This is a genomic window from Methylobacter luteus IMV-B-3098, assembly GCF_000427625.1.
Taxonomy (GTDB): Bacteria; Pseudomonadota; Gammaproteobacteria; order Methylococcales; family Methylomonadaceae; genus Methylobacter; species Methylobacter luteus.
Map to the genome: position 1 here is coordinate 1 of NZ_ATYJ01000014.1, position 18561 is coordinate 18561.

Here is an 18561-nt window from a genome sequence, read left to right on the forward strand (position 1 = left end):
TGCTCGGCGATGCGGTCAGCGATGACGCTTTTCTTGCACAGACCGGCCGCGAACAGGAACAGGCCCTGGGAGAATTGCCGGGCGTCAAAAACCACGCGTTCGCGCAACTGCGGCATGACGTCCGAATAATGCAGGATCGGGCCGGCGATCAGGTGCGGGAAGAACGAGATCGAGAACGCGAAGCGGCCCAGATCGAAGTCCTCAACATAACCTTTATAGCAATCCACCAGATAAGCGATGACCTGAAAGGTGAAAAACGACAAGCCCAAAGGCAGAACCAGCTGGAGCATGGGGTAGGCCGAGCCGGTGGCCAGATTCCAGTTTTCCAGCAAGAAATCAGCGTACTTGAAATAGCCGAGCAGACCGATGTTGTAGAGCAGTCCTGCAATCAGCAGCGCCCTGGACCGGGTTTTCGCTATTTGCTGGCCCAGATAGAAGTTGCCGATGGCGTTGCCGACCAGCAGCGGCACATAACGCGTGTCCCACCAGCCATAGAAATAGATCGAGCAGAGGATCACGAACCGCTGCGCGTCCTGTTTGCGTTGCAGAGCGTTCAGACCCCACCAGCCCGCGATGACGAAGGGCAGAAAAAAGTAAATGAATTCAGGTGAATTGAAAAGCATAAGCAGCCCGAAAAAAAGTTGATCAGGCTGGCTATGTTAATGGTTCTGTTGAATGCCTGTCGGGTCGAAAGACGCCGTTTTTCGCTAGCCTTTCGTTTTAATAGCACAGCGTCGGGATGAGATTACAGGCAGGAATGCAGGAGAGAGGAAAAATGACTGTGCTTTTCCGTTTAGGAAAAGCATATTATATCATTGACATAGGAAAGCCTTGGCCTCCATCCGTGCCACCGCTAAAACTCCCCTTTTCCCATACATAACCCACTTCGCTTAACAACCTTCTCTTTCTATAGAGTCATTTATTTTTTACTTGGTGAACAATTCAGGAACGAGCTCTCTCACATCAACGACACGAACAGTTGGATCTTTCGGCAATGGTTTGCCATTAATATCCGTGTTTATAGCGACCTGCATTTTTTCCCGGCTAACAGGTTGAAAATCATTATCGCTAATAATAAGGCCACCCACTGATTTAAGAGGTATATCGGCAACCGGATCTTTAAGTTTTTCAAACCGTCTGAGGACCACACTTAAATAATAAGGCCGCGGCCAATAGGTGTCCGACAGTGCAGAAATCACCAGAAATACGGTCCAGCGGCGTTGTTGAATAAATCGAAATTTGGCCGAAGCTCACCATTTCTAGCTTTTGCGCTAGATTTTGATAGACACAGGCATACCCAGATCGGTCATTCTGTTGAGTGCAGACGCACTGATCCATGCTTCAGTTTTTTGTTGCGGCAGCGCGCGCGATTTCATGGTGTTGCCGAAAATGCGCTTATAACGCTGCATGGCAAGCTCAACATAGCTTCGAAGGTTGTAACCCGTTTTTCGTTGCCAAGCTAGGCGGCCTTGTTCAGCAAGGGTTTGAATATGCTGGTCTCGCTGTGTGTCACCAGCGTCTGAACAAACTGCATTCTTGGGCGGTGGAACCACTACTTGCGCATTAGGTTGCTTATTTAAAACCGCTTGAGAAACCGGTTCACCATCGTAGGCGCCATCGCCCATGAAAGTGTCGAAAGGGGTGATAATTTGGTCGAGGAGATCTGGAACTGCTGTGGGATCACCCACTTCTGGCAGGGTGAGTTCACAGGCCAGAACGTGATGATCTTCATCGATCGCAAGATGCAGTCTACGCCAGGTACGTCGAGCAGGAACAGCGTGTTTTTCCTGGTGCCATTTGTCTTTGCCGTAAACCTTGAGTCCGGTGGAATCGACGATGACGATACTACCCGGTTCCACCGCTTTGGTCAGGATAGGCCTGGGTAAAGTAATGCTGCGTTTGGCAATGCTGCTGAAGTCAGGAATGGTGATTTCAGCTTTTATAACCCAGGCCAGCGAATTCATGAAGCCTTCGGTTTGGCGTAACGACAGATGAAAGACCTGGCGAATAAACCCGGCGGTTTCTATCGCAATATCAGAATATTCACGTGGCCGCCCGCGAGCTCCCGTCTTGACTGGATGCCACCCCGCTATCGCTTCATCAGTAAACCAGATCGTAAAATCACCGCGTTGACGTAACCCATTAGTGTAGTCATGCCAGTTCGTCACTTGATAACGAGATTTGTTGATTTTATGGCGGCGGCTCTCGTTATGTTTATACGCCAATCCATGAAGTTTTCCATGCCTGATAAAGTAGTTTAATGATTTGAGTTTCTGCGAATGACAATCAGGTTAAACATGCCGGCGCCTGTCGAAGAGGCGTTTGTGATGTCTGATCAACCTGAATTTTTCATCCTGGTTTTCATCTGCACGGCAGATGTTCGCACCCGCTCCTGGATTTGCTCAATCATCAGCCATTCGTCCGGCTTCGAGATTGTCGATCGAAGCATGGTTACCGTATTCGGCAAGGCTGACTCGACGCGTTGAATCATGTCCGTCATGGTTTTGTGAACAAACTGCGGTTTAGCGGCGATTTCTTCGGCGAAACGGTCCCAATGGCGGAGCAACAGCCATCGTGGCCGGTTTTCACCGCCAATCTTAAACGCCAGTTTCTGGCTTAAGTTGGGGTATACGGTGGTACAAACCAGATCGTAAAACGGGGCCAGTCGGGTTCGTTTGCCGATAGTTATCAGCGATAAATTTTTAGCGTGGCCATCCATATTGTCGACCAACACATTGAATATCACCCATTCGATCAGGCGCTTTTTATCGAGTGCTGGTTGAGTGCTATGCGCCAATACCGTTTCAAAGCAGGTTTTTAAAGAAGGGCCGCCTTCAGACTCGTATTTCTTGCCGGAAGGAATTCCCAGTACCTGGCACAGATCGTTTTGATGCAAACGCCGGAGCCGCCCGCCAGGACCTGTTTCGCGATCATAGCGCCTGATGACCACGGCGCCCAGTTCGGCAGCATAACGGACTTCAGCGACATCAAGCTTGCTGTGATGCGCGAGCATCATGATCATCGCTTCGTTAATAGCCGTATTCGGGATGTCATGGCGATGTTGCAAGGACGGCTTGATGATGTGACTGGATGGCGCAGCCCCTAACGGAATCGAGATATCACCGTTGGCATCGATAAACACCGTCATCTTGTCTTGGGCACCCGATAGTGACATGCGGGCTTGTTCGCCCGAGAGATCGAGCGGAATGCCTCTGGAACGGTCAAACCATTGCAGTATTGATTCTGGCGTTACCGGAAGATAATGCGGCTGATCGGATGGCCGCATGCCTTCCGGCAAAATGGAGAAAGCTCCGGCAGTATCGCCGCCAAAGCGTTCCAGCAAGCCAAAAATATTGCCCGAAGAAATATGTGCGGCCTTGCTAATGAATTCGAGCACATCGCCTTCCGGCAAAAGATTTTCGAAAAATGCGGTCACCAGGTCTCCTCGAAAGACCTGGTCGGCAAGCGGCAGTTCAGGCGATAAAGGAATAGCCTCAGGGTTGGCCAGCCAATGCGACGAATAGACAAAGGACATGCCGTTTCCCCCATCTTCGTTTAAGCAGCCGACTAAATGTTCTCCGGCATAAACGGACAGACGCTTCATCGGTTGCGATCCATGATCACAACATCGAGGCCGAGCAAGTCCAAAATATGCATCACCTTGTCGAATTGCACCGTGCCTTTGCCGTTTTCCAGATCACTGATAAAACGGGTGCCGGTTTGTCCCAGCCCGGCAAGATCGGCTTGGGTAAGGGCTTGGGCTTTTCTATGGGCAGCAATGATCCGGCCTGCGTCCTTTGCCGAGCGGATATTACCGTTCGGTCGTTTTTCTGAATTCATGATGTATCATACCCGTTATTATTACCGTTCGGTAATTCTATCTGTTAAGCTAACAGCATGGCAACTCAATATTCCCGATCGGTATTTTTAAGGGTTTTGTTGCGCGTTAATTTCCGTCAATCGCAACTTGGGCATGCCAAATTGGTTTTAGGCGGCCAATGAATAAAACTGTCTTGCAGCGGATAGATTTTAGTTATTGACAGAAACCCTCTGGCCTTTCTTGATCCTATGCATCAGCTCGATGCCTTGCAAAGTGGGTCCTGGCTGAACGGAAGGATTTGAAGCCGAGCATTGGTTTGACGACCCGGTGGTCCTGCTCAATCCGATTGTTCAGATATTGGCTCTGGCGTATCTCGATTTGCTAACGCAACAGAACCGTTTGGTTTGAGCAATTGATAAATTATTGCCGACTGCCTGCTTCCATGGCCGATTTCCAACATCGGTCTGACCGGCAACTATTTTCATACGCAATTGAATAACCAATACTGTGCGATAACCCAGCTTGTGCCGAATAAACTTAGCAATGGCCGACATCGAAACGCTGATGTTTTGTTCGTTTTCCAGCCAATTCTGTAGTTCCTTCAAGGTCATCGACGGGCTATGCGCCAGTTGTTCCCTGATGGCCGCTTCATAAGGTTCCAGCAGGGCATGCCGATAACCACCGATCTGCTTGCCCTGAACGCCCCCGGTCTGTTTCCATAGTTGATGCACTTTCGAGACAAAAGAGGGGCTCACTTGATAGATCGCGCTGACTGCGCTGGTCGTCTTACCGCTTTCAACGGCTTTCACAATACGCAGGCGCAGGTCTTCTGAATAAGGTTTGGGCATCTTCGATCATGTCCGTTATCAATAAAACTCTATTTTAGCAGTACAAGTTGATCTCAAGTAACAGACAATTGCTCTAGGTTTACCCATTTTTGCGACGTGCTGACGTCAACTTCGACGATTTGCAACGTGCTGACATCGGGTTTGAATGCTACTGACATCGACTATGACATTTTGATTTGCGCCCATCAAGGTGATATGCGGGCTCTGGCCGATTCCTGCTGACAGCGACTTTGAAAAGTGACACATGGCGAACATTCCCCATTAATGCCGGAAAGAGCGGCAGGGGGTTACGCATTAAAATCATTCCGACTCTAAGCGATAATCTTCCATTTTTTAAAACAGTGGAAGAAAGTCATCGTGGATGGGATTGTGGCGTCTTTTTCGGAATTATCCGATACGACTTTCAGCAATTATTGCGGTAACTCAAGGTTGCGCAGGCGACGCAGTTCATAGGCCTGAAGATGATTGTAGGCTAATGTGAGCAGGGGGAGATCAAGGCCCTTTTTCGTACCCCGGCTAACTATGTCGCCAAGCACGTGTTCACCCTCCGTTCGTCCGCCATTTTCGATATCTCTTAGCATTGAGGCGGTAGCCAGCGATCCTGGCTCGAGCAGGAAGGAACGATAGTCCATCATCTGGCCGCCATCAGGCGCATGCTGGTAAGTCTCGGCAACACTTACACACTCTAATAGTAGCCCGCTTAGAAAATCCTTACCGTTACTCGTGGCCAATATATCGCCGATGCTGGCTCGCATGGTGCAGGTAGCGGCAGCAAATGTTGAAATAAACACGAACTTGTCCCACATGTCTTGTTCGATGTTGTCAGATATAAGGCACTCGACAGACGCTTCGGATAAAAGATGTGCGAATGGCTCCAGCCACTTGGATTTTTTGAGTGACCTCGAACCGATAACTAGGCGATTTAGCTGGTTAAGATGCCTAATTTCGCCTGCCTTCAATAGCGTGACCGCAAGATGCGCGAGACAGCCTTGAACAGTACTACAGCCAAAGTGGAAATCGAGGACATCCAAATGAGCAAGTCCATTCAGTAATGGTACGAGCATGCTTTCTGGCCCGACGGCTGGCGCCACCGCTTCTATAGCAGAGTCAAGGTCATAGGCCTTACACGACAAAATTATCACATCGTATGTTTGACCACTTTCAATGTAACTTACGATGTGGGGCGTAATATGGGCATTGCCTAAAGGGCTCAGAACTCGTAGTCCTTCTGTTCGTAAGCGTACTGCGCGATCAGGCCGCACAAGAAAGGTGACGTTACCCCCCGCTTCCTGGAGTCGGGCTCCAAAGTAACCGCCAATTCCACCCGCACCTAAAATCAAAATCTGCATCAAATATCCTTTTCTTAAAATTGATTGAAATTCAGCGGCTTGTTTATAGCCATACACTGTCAGCAAAAATCGGCCAGAGCCCGCATATCATTGCCTTAATGGGCACAAATCAAAATACCATAGTCTGTCAGTAGCGTTCAAACCCCAGGGGTTAGGCATTAAAACTATTTCCTTACTGACAATGACTTTTTGTGCATCCGAAGAATAGATGAGCCATATAGTCATTGTTCCATTCGGCGTTTTGGCGCCGTCCACGCAGGCTGAATTGGTTGCTCTTATCTTGCCTGACGATGTTGAGCGCCATCTTGCGTAGCAGCGCAAAGGATCGCGTTGCCACTTTATCGCGACTACGACTATCGTCTTCCCGGAAGGTGACATCCAACACCCAATGCAAGCTGTTTTCAATCGCCCAGTGGCGGCGCACGGCTTGAACCAAGACCTCTGGCGCATCATCGCAACTGGTCAGGTAATAGCGTATCTCTGCCTGGACTTCATGGCTATGCGCGACGCTGCGGATGGTCTCTATCGCCAGGACATTGCGAATCCCGGGCCAATCCCGTAACGCGTCCAGTTCACTCGCCTCAGGACAAACCCAGGCCCGCCGCCGGACCAGACGGCCATGGGTTTCATCAAACGCGTCATAGAAGGGCTTGAGAGGGGCTGACCTACTTAAGCAAGCGGCTTCACAGTAATTCACCACCGCCTTATGCCGGTTTCCCTGATTCCCTTTGAGCGCCAGGATATAGTCGGCTTGCTGATCCAAAATCTTCTGGGCAATGGCACGCTGGCAACCCATGGCGTCCAGGGTGACGATGTTGCCGGCCAGGGACAGGCTGTCCAGCAGTTCCGGTACGGCGGTAATTTCGTTGGATTTTCCGTCCACCGCCAGTTGCCCGAGGCTTAAACCTTGCTCGGTGGCAAAGGCGCTGACGATATGCAGCGGTCCCTGCTGGGTACCTTTGTTAAAAGAGCGGCGCACGGTTTTGCCATCGATCGCGATGACTTCCCGATCCAAAGCCTCCGCATAGCCGGTGACCCATCGGTAAAAACACTGTTCGAAGTTGTTGGGGTTAATGAGGGTGAACACCCGGCGAAAGGTATCATGCGATGGCACACCATCGCTCAAATCCAGGAAGGTCGCGAGCCAAGCCTGCTTCATGGCGCCGTAATTGGCAATATCTGTCCAGGTTTCTGCACCGGCAATGACGGCGCTGACCGCAATGACCAGGATATCAATCAGTTTATGCTGGACACGCCCCGGGCGGCGTGGATCGGATAACTCCGAAAAAGACTCCACAATCCCATCCACCATGACTTGCCTCCACCGTTATAAAAAGTGGAAGATTATCGCTTAGAGTCGGAATGATTTTAATCGTAACCCCTGGGGAGGTGTTCATATAAGTCCATATATAGGTTGAAGCTTTAACGGAAACCCTGCATGGGCGGGTTGGCGGTTTCCTGGCAGCTGTTATTCGGCCGTCTACGTAATTGCCATACGGCGCGGATCACCAGCAGCACTGCGCCCAAAAAACCAACCGTTGTCAGTGAAAAACTCAGCAAGGCCTGTAGCGGAAAATGCGGTTCGACCGGCATTACCTCAACGGCTTTAGGGGTGAGGCCCCTGATCAAGAAGGCTAGCGGATTGAAGAACGCGCCGAAGCAGCAGGCGGCTACCAGCCATAGCGGCGGCTCGATAGCATATTGCCGGAACAGCAGGAAAAAGATGAACAGAAACTGTGCCATCATCAGGTAATCGACATGCGCACGGATGACGTCGTCGCGCTCCGCCAAATGGCCGGCCAACACGCCGGCTGGAAAAAACAAAGTCACACCCAGCACCCAGGCGATAGCCAGGGCGATGGCCAAACACAGCCCGGCGAACCCGAGCAGAATCAGATTAGGCGTGGAAATAGTCGGTTGTTGCTTCATTGGTGTCCTCTGCAAATGGTGGGCCGTACGCCCGTTGATATGATGGTTTGTCATAGCCAGCGGCCGAGCGTAGCTTGGCATTGCCAGTCCGAGCGGTTTTCGGCTAGACTGCCTCAAACCTGAATGGCTTGTGACAAAAGGAGTGTAAGCAATGAGGCAACCATCGTGCTTGTACGAACGTGCTGCGGAAAACGGCGAATTGGACGCGCTGTGGGACATCCGCGACAATTGCACCCTTTTTACCGGGCCGTTGTACTACAATGCCAGCCACCAACACGGTGCACCGGTGTTTTTGGCGGGCTTGTACGGCAAGTTTCAGTTACGTCTGCACGGCGGCGACTGGTTGTTGTGTCGCACCGCGATCATACCGGCTGGCGTTTTGCATGAATTGGATGTCGGCGGCGAGCCGATTGCTGTGTTATATATCGAACCGGTCTTCGGCGGTGCCGATGTGTTTAAGCCGCTAATCGACAACAGCCGGACGCTCAATGGTGCACTGATTGGTAACGGGGGCGAAATAAACTGCATGCGCGATTTATACGAAGGCCGCTACAAGCCAGACTGGACAACGGACGCGTTACAGGATTTGCTAGGCTATTCCCAGCGACGAGCCCAAGCCGAGGCTATCGATCCACGCCTGACCCGTATTGTCGATTATTTGTTCGAACACGGCGACGATCTGACTTCCGTGGCCGCGCTGGCGGCTCAGGTGGGTTTGTCGCCGTCGCGCTTCCAGCACTTGTTTAGCCAGCAAATCGGCGTGCCGTTTCGGCGTTACCGGGGGTGGAACCGCATGCGTCAGGCGATACGCGAGATCATCCGCGGGCACAACTTTACGACTGCGGCACATGCTACCGGCTTTACCGATTCCGCACACTTCAGCCATGAATACCGCAAGATTTTTGGCACGTCGCCGACGATAGGTTTGCACAGACTGGCAAGGTTGCAGCTATAGCGCGGTAAGCTGGCGCTCAGTCAGAAAAGATAAGAGCAATAAATTCAGTCTACGTGGACGGCGCAAAAGCGCAGGGTGGAACAATGACTATATGGCTCATCTACTCTTCGGATGCGCAAAAAGTCAGTGTTAGCAGAAAACAGTTTTAATGCGTAACCCCTGGGGCAGACACGACCTCGCCGTCTGGCAAGATGGTGCTGACTGTTTTTGCGGGCATCGCCGAGTTTGAACGCTCTCTGATTGCTGAGCGAACCAGCGCCGGTTGTCTTGCTGCCCAGAAAAAAGGCATACGCTTCGGCCGTCCACCGAAACTGACCATCGAGCAGATTGCGCTCGGGCACCGATTGTGTGCCGAAGGTACGCCCGTGCGCGATGCCGCCCGCATCCTGAACTGTCATCAGGCTACTTTATACCGTGCAATCGGTAGATTCGTGCCAGCCTCCGATGGAGATTGATCGCCGCTCCAACTCCTAGTGTTTAATTGCGTAAATTAGTTATTGTATTTTTGATTTGGCTGCCTTTCACCTCACGACGGCGCCATTTGAACGGTTGAGCCTTTTTGTTATGTCGAACAATAAAAGCCTCAATCGCATTTTTTAATTCTTCAGCGCTACTGAAACTGGCTTCTTTCAAAGTCTTACGCGACAAAATACCAAACCAGATTTCGATTTGATTCAGCCAACTGGCCGAGGTCGGCGTAAAGTGAAACTGCACATGCCCCTCATACTTTTTTAACCATTCATCGTTTTTCTTGTGCGTGCAGTAATTATCCAGAATCACGTGCACGGCTTTATCTTCAGGCACCTCCTGCAGCACTTGATCCATAAACTGCAGAAAGTCTTCCCGCGTTTTCGTCTGTGTAGTTTGCGCTTGAATATGACCTGTCGCCACATTTAAGGCGGCAAACAGATTTAACGTGCCGTGACGCTGATAAGTGCTTTGGTAGGCACGAACCGTCTGGTGATCCCGCGTTTCAATATAACCCGTTTTCCTCTCCAGAGCCTGGATACTGGGTTTCTCATCGACACTTAACACCAAAGCATTCAAGGGCGAGTTCAAATACAGACCAATGATAGCCGCCGATTTTTCGGTAAACTCCGGGTCGGTGCTGACGCACCAACTCCGGGCTCTATGCAAGTGAATGCCCTCTTTTTTTAAGACCCGCCAAACTGCATGCTTACTGGCGCCTAAGTCCTCGGCCAAGGTTTGACAGTCCCAGCGGGCCAAGCCTGCTGGCGGCTGGGTTTCCAGTTTGGCCAACAGTTTGTCTCTGAACGCTTGACCATAAATCGCCGGCTGGCCGGGCCGTTGTTCATCATCAAACCCTGCAAAACCATGCTCGGCAAAGCGCCTGCGCCATTTGCTGACCCGGACAACAGACGTCCCATAATCGGCGGCGATCTCTTGGCAAGCTAAAATAATACCGGCTCGTTCAACCAATCTACGCTCTGCGCTATGGCTGCGCGTGATTTTCTCCAACCGGGCTTTTTGTTCATCTGTTAATAGGATTGCTATGGCTTTTCTAGGCATAAGGCCTAGTATAAATCATAATTAATGCTATTAGCGCAATTAAACACTAGCTGACATCGGCTTTAAAAAGTGACAGTCAGAAAGAGAATGGTTAATGGATTCCAGAAAACAGACATCTTCTGGACTTGTCATTTATCGAAGTCTTTGTCGGCAGCGAATTGGCCGACAAAGACCGAGCCTAACCAGCCATTGGTCACGCGAAAAGCAGACGTTGGTTGTGAATGGCTCCCTAATGTCGAATGATATTGAATCCCTCTTCTTGGCGAGGTGCCACAAAATGACCTGTGATGATTTCAAAATCTTTATCGCAGACAGAAAACGCATGAGTACCGGCAGCATTTCGTGCACGTAAGCGAGTCATACAGTCGGCGTCAGTGGTTTCCAGAAGATGCAACAGATGTTCGGATGGAACACCATCAAGAAGACTTGTCATCCATTTTCGGGTTGCGACCGTGTTGGCAGGGATATCCAGGACAACTGACACTCCCGCCCGAAGCAACGCGGTCACATGTGGGCCAATCGCATTTCGCAAATTGGCGGCGCAACGGACATAGTCTTCTATCGTATTTATTTCACCTGGAAAAAGGTGTGCAAGCCAATCATCTTCGCCAATGATCACTGTGCTTGGCTGAGTGGCGAGTTCTTTGGCAAGTGTTGATTTTCCAGAGGCTATTTTTCCGCATAGCAGGTGTAGCGTAGTTAGTGTCTTTTGCATATCACGCTACTCCTAACAGGTCCGTTCCATAAGAATTGTCGACAACGCAAAGCCATTTACCGTCCAACTCTTCGCGGAATACGTAGGTAGCGCGACGAGTCGTTCTCGCCTCCCCCCCCCCTTTGAATCAACTGTCTCCAAAATGGTCTCCATGATGACCAGTGCCGTATTAGCACCCTGTATGACCTGAATTTCGCCTTGCTTGACAACAAGGTTGTGGCCGAAATAGTCAGCAATGGCGACAAATGCCTTGCGGATATTTTCCTTGCCTTTCGCGATTAAGCCAGGCTTGATGACAAGTACTGCGTCGTCCGCGTAGAACTCCATCAAAGCGTCGAAGTCCTCGCTGGTAATCGCTTCGTCAGCAGCCTTGATTGCCTTTATTATCTGTTGGTATTCCATGTCAATCTCCTTGGTTAAGTAAGTGCCAGGAGACGGACATAAAAAACCCGCCTCTTGGCGGGTTGCAGTGAATAATCAAAAGCGCGCTAACCCACCATTTTTAAAATGGTGGAAATAATGGCCAAATTGAATTGGGAGGCGGCTTTCATACATTCAATTTACCAAATGCCTAGATACCGGTCAATGCTACGGGTCAGCACGGACGAGTGACAGGCTATCGTATCGAGGCTGTAGCCGTTCGCCATCCCTTAAAGAATCGCTGATTTATTCGAAACTGGCGGTTGCGCGTCCGGCGAAATCAAAGCCTTACACATGCCGCGTAATGCAAATGTCGATTTATTCAGCGTTTTCCTAATTGGGGCCGTCCGCTTTCAGGAAACTAGTTGGCACCGCTTTTATCCATGATAACTAATTACCCAATGGTTGTGCGGCCTATTCCACGCTCTTGACTCTCTGCTGACATCGATTTTGACAATCCGCTGACATCGACTTTGAAAAATGACAGGCGATACGCTGCTGGTGTGGAAACTGGACCGACTAGGACGCGATCTGCGCCATTTGGTCAATACAGTCCATGATCTGACGGGCCGAAGCGTCGGCCTTAAGGTGCTAAATGGGCATGGTGCCGCCATCGACACGACCACTGCTGCCGGTAAACTTGTGTTCGGCATCTTCGCGGCCCTTTCCGAATTTGAACGGGAACTCATCACTGAGCGCACGGTAGCGGGGCTGGCCTCGGCCCGTGCACGCGGTCGAAAAGGCGGACGGCCGTTCAAGATGCCGGTGGCCAAGCATGGCGGCCATGGGCCAGCCGGAGACGACCGTCGGGGCTCTCTGCAAGGAATTGGGTATTACCCGGCAGACGTTGTACCGACATGTTTCACCGAAAGGAGAACTGCGTCCAGATGGTGTGAAACTGTTATCTCATGGCTAAAACCATCGATGGTGACTTCCTTCACTGGCAGCCTCCTGTTATTATTTAATAATTATTAGGCCATGGCATGGAGTGCGAGCGGTGAACTATGGATTACGAACTTAGACCCGCGACATCTGATGATTACACCTACTGTTATCGTCTCACCAAAAGGAACATGCAGGATTTGTTCTGTAAACACTGGGGAGGCTGGGTTCCAGCCGAGTTCCGTAAAGGATTCGTGGTTGAAAACATAGCCATGGTGATCATTGCCGGTAAACGAGCGGGTTATCTCAATATAATAAGAGAAGCCACCTTCATTTACATAGACAACATCCAGCTATCTCCCACTTGGCAGAATCAAGGGATTGGCACCAGTCTTTTGAATCGTCTACTCGACACTCATTCAAGAGTCAGCATTCGTCTGACAACCTTTGAAGACAATCCAGCCAAGCGGCTATATGAGCGAATGGGATTTGTCGTTTTGGAAAGAAATGGCATGACCGTTAAAATGGAAAAAAAAGCCCAACAAGACGGTATACCGGAACCGCTAACACGGACTGGCGACCTTTAACGTTAGATCAGTGAAGGAACAATTCTCTTATGCGCCACTCAGTAGTTATTGCCGCAGCTTGGATGGCTGGTACGTTGCTCTCGTTTTCCGCAATGGCCGTGGCGGTACGCGAGCTCTCAGCTGATTTTGGCACGTTCCAGCTTCTAGCCATCCGCAGCTTTATCGGTTTGCTAGTTATCTCGGCCATACTCACAAGAATGGGCTGGACGCAGATCTCATTGCGGAATATAAGAACGCATTTTGCTCGGAACCTTGTTCACTTCGGTGGGCAGTTCGGTTGGTTCTATGCTATTGCCCTTATTCCACTGGCTGCAGTGTTTGCTATTGAGTTCACCGTGCCGCTTTGGACAGTGATATTTGCGGCGCTTCTTCTGGATGAGCGCATCAGCGCGAGTCGGTTGCTAGCCATTGCCCTCGGCATAACCGGCGTCGTCGTTATCCTCCGTCCCGGTTGTTCAGTAGTGCATCCAGCCGCCTTTGTCATGCTGTCCGGCGCCTTTGCGTATGGTCTTTCTCATACGCTGACTAAGAAACTGGCAGAGCAGGACACGCCGCTATGTATCCTCTTTTACATGATGTTGATTCAACTTCCCCTGGGTTTAGTCCCGGCGATCTTTAATTGGGTCACTCCCGCAGCAGCACAGTGGCTTTGGCTGATAGTAGTCGGCATTATGGGGCTCAGCGCGCACTACTGTATGGTGCGAGCTCTTTCCTTGGCAGATGCATCGGTGGTGGTGCCCTTGGATTTTCTCCGGTTGCCACTTATAGCGCTCGTCGGCTATGCACTTTACAACGAACGCATAGATGAGTTTTTGGTTTTGGGCACTGGCTTAATAATGGCAGGCAACCTAATTAATTTGCTTTGGGAGCAGAAGAGAAATCAGTCTTTGCAGCCTGTCCAGCAGGTAAGCGCCAATTCTGACTCTAGGCCAAGCCGGCGTTGGACATTTCGGTAAATGCCCAGGATCTGCGTCATATTTGATTTGGACGGTACGCTTGTCGATAGCGAGGGGCTGTGCAATCAAGCGTTTCTCGATCTGCTTCCGCAGTTGAACGAGACGGTGGCGTCATTGACCCAACGGTACCGAGGCAAAAAATTGGCCCAAATTCTTGCCGATCTTGAACGCCGTCTTTGCCAGAAATTGCCTGATGCTTTTGAACAACAGTACCGCCAGCGTGTGGCGGAACTCTTTTCTCACGAGCTGAAACCGATGCCCGGGGTTCTTGAAATGCTCGAAGTCATGAACTTCCCTAAGTGCATCGCCTCAAGCGGGCCGCCATTGAAAATCCGTCAGGCGCTGCAAGTCAGCGGCCTCGCACCTTATTTTGGCGATAACCTCTTCAGTTCGTATGAAGTGGGGTCCTGGAAGCCGGAGCCTGGGTTATTCCAATATGCCGCCAAGGCGATGGGCTTTATGCCTGGCCAATGCGTGGTGATAGAAGATAGTGAAGTGGGGATTGAGGCGGCCGCAGCAGCCGGCATGGAAGCTTTCCAATATGTACGAAATGGCGAAACTTCGCCGCGGCGAGCCGGAGAGGCAGTGCTATTTGACGATATGTTGGAGCTGCCTGAATTGCTCGCTCACTTTGCCAAAGGCTAAATGAACAACTATCGATGGCGCAATGGGTTGCGTGTTGGCGGAATAAACCTAACTGTTGAGAAGCCGTTAATTAGAAAAAATCAATTGTTTGCAGCCCCTTTTTGGGCTAATAACAGGTAATTCCCACTGCTTTGTTATAACTTATAGGAACCGGAATGAGTACACACGCAACTTCCCAAAGAATCACTATTCCCCAGATTAGATCGACAAAGGGAAGAGGCCGGCTTGTCTCTCTTACAGCGTACACGACGCCGATGGCGAAACTAATGGATGAGTTCGTGGATATCATTATCGTAGGGGATTCCACGGGAATGGTTGCGTATGGCATGGATTCAACCTTGCCGGTTACGCTTGACATGATGATCAATCACGGGAAGGCCGTCACTCGCGGGGCATCTCGCGCTTGTGTCATTATCGATATGCCCTTTTCCACATATCAGGAATCTCCTCAACAGGCTTATCGAAACGCTGCTAAAGTAATGGCGGAGACTGGCGCTCAAGGCCTCAAGTTAGAGGGTGGTATTGAAATGCTGGAAACCGTCGGCTTCCTTACTAGTCGTGGTATTCCGGTAATGCCTCATATCGGCCTAATGCCCCAATACGCCAATGCCATGGGGGGATTCAAGTTTCAAGGACGTACACCAGACGAGATAGAACGACTTGTCGCGCTTTCGTTGGAACTCGAAAAGTGCAACGCATTCAGTCTCCTGATAGAAGGGACATGTGAGGAAGCGGCACGGAAAATCACTAATTCTGTAAAAATTCCAACCATTGGTATTGGAGCCTCGCCCGAATGCGATGGTCAAGTATTGGTAACTGAAGATGCTCTAGGTCTATTCTCTGACTACACCCCGCGATTCGCGAAACAGTACATCGACTTGAGTGCATTGATACGGGAATCGTTCGCGAGATTCGAGGATGATGTTCGCTCCGGTGCCTTTCCAACATTGGAACACTGCTTTGATGTTGCCAATAAGTCATAACGCCCCATTTCACCAGACCAACGGGAAAGCCGAGCAGGCCAGTGAATTTCAGGCATTAGGTTAACCAAAGGAACGTAGGATAATATCGATGAATCGCAAGGACATAGGACTGGCCATCTTGGTGGTGGCTATTTGGGGATTCAACTTCGTTGTCATTAAAGTGGGTCTGAAAGAAATTCCGCCCCTTCTGCTTTGCGCGCTCAGATTCTTTCTCGCCGCGTTCCCGGCGGTCTTTTTTATCAAACGCCCCACCGTACCTTTCCGTAGCGTTATGGCCTTCGGACTGGTGATGTTCGCGTCTCAGTTCGCGCTGCTGTTTTCTGGCATGTATGCCGGAACAACGGCTGGCCTGGCGTCTTTAATGCTTCAGGTTCATGTGTTTTTCACGGTCGCACTGGCTGTCGTATTTCTGGCTGAACAGCCTCTGTCTGGCAGATCATCGGCGCCTTGACGGCATTTTCGGGCATTGGGCTGGTTGCCGCCCATACTGGCGGCGAAATCTCGGCGCTGGGCCTGATTTTAATCGTTGCTGCCGCTGCCTCATGGGGCATAGGAAACCTGATTGCCATGAAGCTCGATAAAGTCGATATGCTGGCACTGGTGGTTTGGGGAAGCCTCGTTGCCTGGCCGCCACTCCTGCTGCTGTCGTATATATTGGAGCAAGGCAGCTGGAGCCTTGAAGACATGGCTCATCTTTCATGGCCCACTATCGGGGCAGTCGGCTATATCGTCTATCTGTCAACTCTGTTGGGTTTCGCCGTGTGGAGTTGGCTGCTGAGCCACTATCCAGCGGCAACAGTGGCGCCGTTTACGTTGCTGGTGCCGGTGTTCGGCTTTACGAGTTCAGCGCTAGCCTTGGGAGAGCCGCTCTACCAGTGGAAGCTAGCCGCTGCCATATTGATCATTGCAGGGCTGTGCATCAATTTGACTGGCGCTCGCATGGCCATGCGCATCCGCCCGGCATGAGCAAGCTGTCGCGGGAACTGTCCGAGAAGCCGTATTGGCCAAGTTTGAAAAATCAGTTCATGAAAAATCAAATACATGATCCCGCTTTTGGCTAGCGGGTTTTTCTACCACATCATCAGACCACTCAAAGGAGTTGAACGTTATGCGTAAATCGATAGCCCTGCTTGGTGAATATACACCGACATTTCCACCCCATGCTTCAACCGATGCGGCCATCAAGCATGCTCGAAACTTTTTGGATATAGACATAACGGCGGAATGGATTTCAACGGAAGACATTGACCAACGCCTGTTTGATAGCCACTCGGGCATATGGGTGGCGCCTGGCAGTCCGTACAAGAGCATGGAGAAGACTTTATGGGCCATTCGCTATGCGAGGGAAAACAAGATTCCCTGTTTCGGCACTTGTGGCGGGTTTCAGCATATCGTGATTGAGTACGCCCGTAACGTCCTGGGCTTCAAGGAGGCGCAGCACGCCGAATACGATCCATACGCCTCAAGCCTGTTCATTTCGCAATTGGCTTGTTCACTCGCTGGCCGTGAGATGCAGCTTAGTTTTGTACCCGGGTCTCAGGTGGCTGTAATTTACGGCAATTTGTCGGCGAAAGAGCGGTATTACTGCAATTTCGGCGTCAATCCGGATTGCATCCCTCTATTGAAGCAAGGGCCGATGACTATTTCCGGCTCAGATGCTGAGGGTGAAGTGCGCGTCATTGAGTATCCGAATCACCCCTTTTTCATTGGCACATTGTTTGTACCGCAGGAGCGCTCTACACCTGAACAGCCACATCCGCTGATTACAGATTTCTTAGCGGCTGTAGTGATTCAGTTTAACATCCCTAGCTTCCAACATTAGCCATCAAAGACCTACATGATCACTTGCTATCTGCGTTACATCATTGACCCCTACAAGCTTAAAGAGTTTGAGCATTACGGAAAGCTGTGGATTCCTCTCGTGGAAAAGTTCGGCGGAAAACACCATGGCTATTTTATGCCTTCGGAGGGTGCGAACAATGTTGCGCTGGCTCTGTTTACCTTTCCGAGTTTTGCACTCTATGAGGAATACCGAGCCCAATCGCTCCAGGACCCAGCGTGCCAAGCTGCGTTCGAATACGCCGAACAGACACGTTGTATCCTGAGTTATGACCGTAGCTTCTTCCGTCCTGTTTTTGGATGAGCTCAGACGCTATGCACCAATCTGACCGTTCGCATCGCCTTACACATCCGTTCGGCATCACGACGTACTTCATCCATTAGTTCATCGAAGAACCAACGTTTGACATCACTAGGGAGACTGAATCATGTTTGATATCCAGAACTATGCGAGCTTTATCGCAGCAATTTTTATTTTTCAGCTGATTCCTGGACCAGGCACACTGGCGATTCTCACAGCCACGGCACGTCACGGTATCGGAGCAGGATTCGGTGCCGTTATGGGTACCTTGCTCGGTGATTTCATATACATGAGTGGAGCGATTCTCGGACTGGCCGCTGTGATGCATGCGCACCCGCTTGTGTTCGAGGCACTGCAAGGGTTTGGCGCTGCTTACTTGGGTTGGCTGGGCATTCAGTTGCTTAGGTCGCCTGTTGCCAACGTAGCGAGCACGCCCGTACAGAAAAAGAGCGGCTGGCGCTATTTTCAGCAGGCCTTCCTGGTCGGCCTCACCAATCCCAAGGTTATTCTGTTCTTCATGGCCTTCTTCCCGCCGTTTCTGCGTGCGGATGCATCGTCTATTACGCTTGGTGTCCTGATGGCGCATGTTACGCTCATCAGCTTTTTGTATCAGGCAGGCCTCGTGCTCGTTGGCAACGCATTGGTTCGCAAGCTGTCGCCATTGCCCTCGGTGCGTAAAATCGCGACTCGGCTTGCGGGCGTAGCGCTCATTGGCTTTGGCGTAAAACTGGCGGCAAATAACCGATGAAGTTAGATTCCATCCCATTATTCCACTAGATTAGGCCGTTGAAGTCGGCATTAA

At 50.8% G+C, this 18561-nt stretch carries 23 protein-coding genes and 3 pseudogenes; 13 read left to right on the forward strand and 13 right to left on the reverse strand.

Going from position 1 to position 18561, the window contains the following annotated elements; genetic code table 11:
- The 10 genes and pseudogenes from METLU_RS0100005 to METLU_RS0100045 form a co-directional block, all read right to left on the reverse strand.
- A pseudogene (locus METLU_RS0100005) lies at positions 1 to 623 on the reverse strand (MBOAT family protein); the annotation flags it as partial.
- 303 nt (positions 624 to 926) lie between these two features.
- Positions 927 to 1199: a hypothetical protein gene (locus tag METLU_RS0100010; protein WP_027156457.1), complete on the reverse strand. Its 273-nt coding sequence runs from the start codon at positions 1197 to 1199 to the stop codon at positions 927 to 929.
- Positions 1200 to 1271: 72 nt separating this feature from the next.
- The gene (locus tag METLU_RS0100015; RefSeq protein WP_027156458.1) at positions 1272 to 2225 is read right to left on the reverse strand and encodes an IS5 family transposase; all 954 of its coding nucleotides are present in this window, start codon (positions 2223 to 2225) and stop codon (positions 1272 to 1274) included.
- Positions 2226 to 2335: 110 nt separating this feature from the next.
- The gene (locus METLU_RS0100020) at positions 2336 to 3604 is read right to left on the reverse strand and encodes a type II toxin-antitoxin system HipA family toxin (RefSeq protein WP_036242559.1); all 1269 of its coding nucleotides are present in this window, start codon (positions 3602 to 3604) and stop codon (positions 2336 to 2338) included.
- Positions 3601 to 3840 (reverse strand): helix-turn-helix transcriptional regulator, encoded by a 240-nt coding sequence (locus METLU_RS0100025; protein ID WP_027156460.1) that lies wholly within the window; start codon positions 3838 to 3840, stop codon positions 3601 to 3603. The genes METLU_RS0100020 and METLU_RS0100025 overlap by 4 nt, the downstream gene beginning before the upstream one ends.
- A gap of 189 nt (positions 3841 to 4029) precedes the next feature.
- Positions 4030 to 4198: pseudogene (locus tag METLU_RS28535) on the reverse strand (DDE-type integrase/transposase/recombinase); the annotation flags it as partial.
- A complete protein-coding gene (locus METLU_RS0100030; RefSeq protein ID WP_027156461.1) occupies positions 4171 to 4668 on the reverse strand; it encodes a helix-turn-helix domain-containing protein in 498 nt (165 codons plus the stop codon). The gene METLU_RS0100030 and the pseudogene METLU_RS28535, both read right to left, overlap by 28 nt.
- A gap of 410 nt (positions 4669 to 5078) precedes the next feature.
- On the reverse strand, positions 5079 to 6074 hold the full coding sequence (locus METLU_RS0100035) for a ketopantoate reductase family protein (protein WP_231383520.1): 996 nt from the start codon (positions 6072 to 6074) through the stop codon (positions 5079 to 5081).
- 115 nt (positions 6075 to 6189) lie between these two features.
- Positions 6190 to 7329, reverse strand: coding sequence for an ISAs1 family transposase (locus METLU_RS0100040; RefSeq protein ID WP_036242565.1), 1140 nt, complete (start codon positions 7327 to 7329; stop codon positions 6190 to 6192).
- Positions 7330 to 7439: 110 nt separating this feature from the next.
- Positions 7440 to 7946, reverse strand: a complete 507-nt coding sequence (locus tag METLU_RS0100045; RefSeq protein ID WP_027156464.1) for a hypothetical protein — start codon at positions 7944 to 7946, stop codon at positions 7440 to 7442.
- Positions 7947 to 8097: 151 nt separating this feature from the next.
- Between METLU_RS0100045 and METLU_RS0100050 the strand changes: the two genes are divergently transcribed.
- The 3 genes and pseudogenes from METLU_RS0100050 to METLU_RS28895 all read left to right on the forward strand — a co-directional run bounded on the left by METLU_RS0100050 (position 8098) and on the right by METLU_RS28895 (position 9356).
- Positions 8098 to 8901 (forward strand): helix-turn-helix transcriptional regulator, encoded by an 804-nt coding sequence (locus METLU_RS0100050; protein WP_027156465.1) that lies wholly within the window; start codon positions 8098 to 8100, stop codon positions 8899 to 8901.
- A gap of 173 nt (positions 8902 to 9074) precedes the next feature.
- Positions 9075 to 9176: pseudogene (locus tag METLU_RS28890) on the forward strand (recombinase family protein); the annotation flags it as partial.
- A 12-nt stretch (positions 9177 to 9188) separates the two neighbouring features.
- Positions 9189 to 9356, forward strand: coding sequence for a helix-turn-helix domain-containing protein (locus METLU_RS28895; protein WP_269209138.1), 168 nt, complete (start codon positions 9189 to 9191; stop codon positions 9354 to 9356).
- 22 nt (positions 9357 to 9378) lie between these two features.
- Here the strand turns inward: METLU_RS28895 and METLU_RS0100060 are convergent, their stop codons facing one another.
- The 3 genes from METLU_RS0100060 to METLU_RS23935 form a co-directional block, all read right to left on the reverse strand.
- Positions 9379 to 10431 carry an IS630 family transposase gene (locus METLU_RS0100060; RefSeq protein ID WP_027156466.1) on the reverse strand — a complete coding sequence of 351 codons (1053 nt, stop codon included), beginning with the start codon at positions 10429 to 10431 and terminating at the stop codon, positions 9379 to 9381.
- Positions 10432 to 10660: 229 nt separating this feature from the next.
- Entirely contained in the window at positions 10661 to 11146 is a 486-nt protein-coding gene (locus tag METLU_RS0100065) for an AAA family ATPase (RefSeq protein ID WP_027156467.1), read from the reverse strand.
- Between the two features lie 12 nt (positions 11147 to 11158).
- Positions 11159 to 11548, reverse strand: coding sequence for a YybH family protein (locus METLU_RS23935; RefSeq protein WP_231383500.1), 390 nt, complete (start codon positions 11546 to 11548; stop codon positions 11159 to 11161).
- 498 nt (positions 11549 to 12046) lie between these two features.
- Between METLU_RS23935 and METLU_RS23940 the strand changes: the two genes are divergently transcribed.
- The 10 genes from METLU_RS23940 (at position 12047) to METLU_RS0100120 (ending at position 18507) form a co-directional block, all read left to right on the forward strand.
- Positions 12047 to 12541: a recombinase family protein gene (locus METLU_RS23940; RefSeq protein WP_051299687.1), complete on the forward strand. Its 495-nt coding sequence runs from the start codon at positions 12047 to 12049 to the stop codon at positions 12539 to 12541.
- A 29-nt stretch (positions 12542 to 12570) separates the two neighbouring features.
- A complete protein-coding gene (locus METLU_RS26495) occupies positions 12571 to 13035 on the forward strand; it encodes a GNAT family N-acetyltransferase (protein ID WP_051299688.1) in 465 nt (154 codons plus the stop codon).
- Between the two features lie 29 nt (positions 13036 to 13064).
- Positions 13065 to 13991 carry a DMT family transporter gene (locus METLU_RS0100085; protein WP_027156468.1) on the forward strand — a complete coding sequence of 309 codons (927 nt, stop codon included), beginning with the start codon at positions 13065 to 13067 and terminating at the stop codon, positions 13989 to 13991.
- Positions 13992 to 14636 carry an HAD-IA family hydrolase gene (locus tag METLU_RS0100090; protein ID WP_027156469.1) on the forward strand — a complete coding sequence of 215 codons (645 nt, stop codon included), beginning with the start codon at positions 13992 to 13994 and terminating at the stop codon, positions 14634 to 14636.
- A 155-nt stretch (positions 14637 to 14791) separates the two neighbouring features.
- The gene (panB, locus tag METLU_RS0100095) at positions 14792 to 15619 is read left to right on the forward strand and encodes a 3-methyl-2-oxobutanoate hydroxymethyltransferase (protein WP_027156470.1); all 828 of its coding nucleotides are present in this window, start codon (positions 14792 to 14794) and stop codon (positions 15617 to 15619) included.
- A gap of 88 nt (positions 15620 to 15707) precedes the next feature.
- Positions 15708 to 16070, forward strand: a complete 363-nt coding sequence (locus METLU_RS28540) for an EamA family transporter (protein ID WP_231383502.1) — start codon at positions 15708 to 15710, stop codon at positions 16068 to 16070.
- On the forward strand, positions 16067 to 16585 hold the full coding sequence (locus tag METLU_RS28545; protein WP_231383503.1) for an EamA family transporter: 519 nt from the start codon (positions 16067 to 16069) through the stop codon (positions 16583 to 16585). Before METLU_RS28540 ends, METLU_RS28545 begins: the two co-directional genes overlap by 4 nt.
- Before the next feature lie 142 nt (positions 16586 to 16727).
- Positions 16728 to 17441, forward strand: coding sequence for a CTP synthase C-terminal region-related (seleno)protein (locus METLU_RS0100110; protein ID WP_027156471.1), 714 nt, complete (start codon positions 16728 to 16730; stop codon positions 17439 to 17441).
- Between the two features lie 15 nt (positions 17442 to 17456).
- Positions 17457 to 17762 (forward strand): NIPSNAP family protein, encoded by a 306-nt coding sequence (locus tag METLU_RS0100115; protein ID WP_027156472.1) that lies wholly within the window; start codon positions 17457 to 17459, stop codon positions 17760 to 17762.
- A gap of 124 nt (positions 17763 to 17886) precedes the next feature.
- Positions 17887 to 18507 carry a LysE family translocator gene (locus tag METLU_RS0100120; protein ID WP_027156473.1) on the forward strand — a complete coding sequence of 207 codons (621 nt, stop codon included), beginning with the start codon at positions 17887 to 17889 and terminating at the stop codon, positions 18505 to 18507.
- Positions 18508 to 18561 lie beyond the last annotated feature (54 nt).

What these genes read in the sequence shown, in the direction of transcription:
- METLU_RS0100060 (WP_027156466.1), bottom strand. Translation starts at nt 10,431, where the DNA reads ATGCCTAGAAAAGCCATAGCAATCCTATTAACAGATGAACAAAAAGCC.
- METLU_RS0100085 (WP_027156468.1), top strand. Translation starts at nt 13,065, where the DNA reads ATGCGCCACTCAGTAGTTATTGCCGCAGCTTGGATGGCTGGTACGTTG.
- METLU_RS0100050 (WP_027156465.1), top strand. Translation starts at nt 8,098, where the DNA reads ATGAGGCAACCATCGTGCTTGTACGAACGTGCTGCGGAAAACGGCGAA.
- METLU_RS0100040 (WP_036242565.1), bottom strand. Translation starts at nt 7,329, where the DNA reads ATGGTGGATGGGATTGTGGAGTCTTTTTCGGAGTTATCCGATCCACGC.
- METLU_RS28540 (WP_231383502.1), top strand. Translation starts at nt 15,708, where the DNA reads ATGAATCGCAAGGACATAGGACTGGCCATCTTGGTGGTGGCTATTTGG.
- METLU_RS0100110 (WP_027156471.1), top strand. Translation starts at nt 16,728, where the DNA reads ATGCGTAAATCGATAGCCCTGCTTGGTGAATATACACCGACATTTCCA.
- METLU_RS0100065 (WP_027156467.1), bottom strand. Translation starts at nt 11,146, where the DNA reads ATGCAAAAGACACTAACTACGCTACACCTGCTATGCGGAAAAATAGCC.
- METLU_RS23940 (WP_051299687.1), top strand. Translation starts at nt 12,047, where the DNA reads ATGACAGGCGATACGCTGCTGGTGTGGAAACTGGACCGACTAGGACGC.
- METLU_RS0100025 (WP_027156460.1), bottom strand. Translation starts at nt 3,840, where the DNA reads ATGAATTCAGAAAAACGACCGAACGGTAATATCCGCTCGGCAAAGGAC.
- METLU_RS0100045 (WP_027156464.1), bottom strand. Translation starts at nt 7,946, where the DNA reads ATGAAGCAACAACCGACTATTTCCACGCCTAATCTGATTCTGCTCGGG.
- METLU_RS0100120 (WP_027156473.1), top strand. Translation starts at nt 17,887, where the DNA reads ATGTTTGATATCCAGAACTATGCGAGCTTTATCGCAGCAATTTTTATT.
- panB (WP_027156470.1), top strand. Translation starts at nt 14,792, where the DNA reads ATGAGTACACACGCAACTTCCCAAAGAATCACTATTCCCCAGATTAGA.
- METLU_RS0100115 (WP_027156472.1), top strand. Translation starts at nt 17,457, where the DNA reads ATGATCACTTGCTATCTGCGTTACATCATTGACCCCTACAAGCTTAAA.
- METLU_RS0100090 (WP_027156469.1), top strand. Translation starts at nt 13,992, where the DNA reads ATGCCCAGGATCTGCGTCATATTTGATTTGGACGGTACGCTTGTCGAT.
- METLU_RS23935 (WP_231383500.1), bottom strand. Translation starts at nt 11,548, where the DNA reads ATGGAATACCAACAGATAATAAAGGCAATCAAGGCTGCTGACGAAGCG.
- METLU_RS0100030 (WP_027156461.1), bottom strand. Translation starts at nt 4,668, where the DNA reads ATGCCCAAACCTTATTCAGAAGACCTGCGCCTGCGTATTGTGAAAGCC.
- METLU_RS26495 (WP_051299688.1), top strand. Translation starts at nt 12,571, where the DNA reads ATGGATTACGAACTTAGACCCGCGACATCTGATGATTACACCTACTGT.
- METLU_RS0100020 (WP_036242559.1), bottom strand. Translation starts at nt 3,604, where the DNA reads ATGAAGCGTCTGTCCGTTTATGCCGGAGAACATTTAGTCGGCTGCTTA.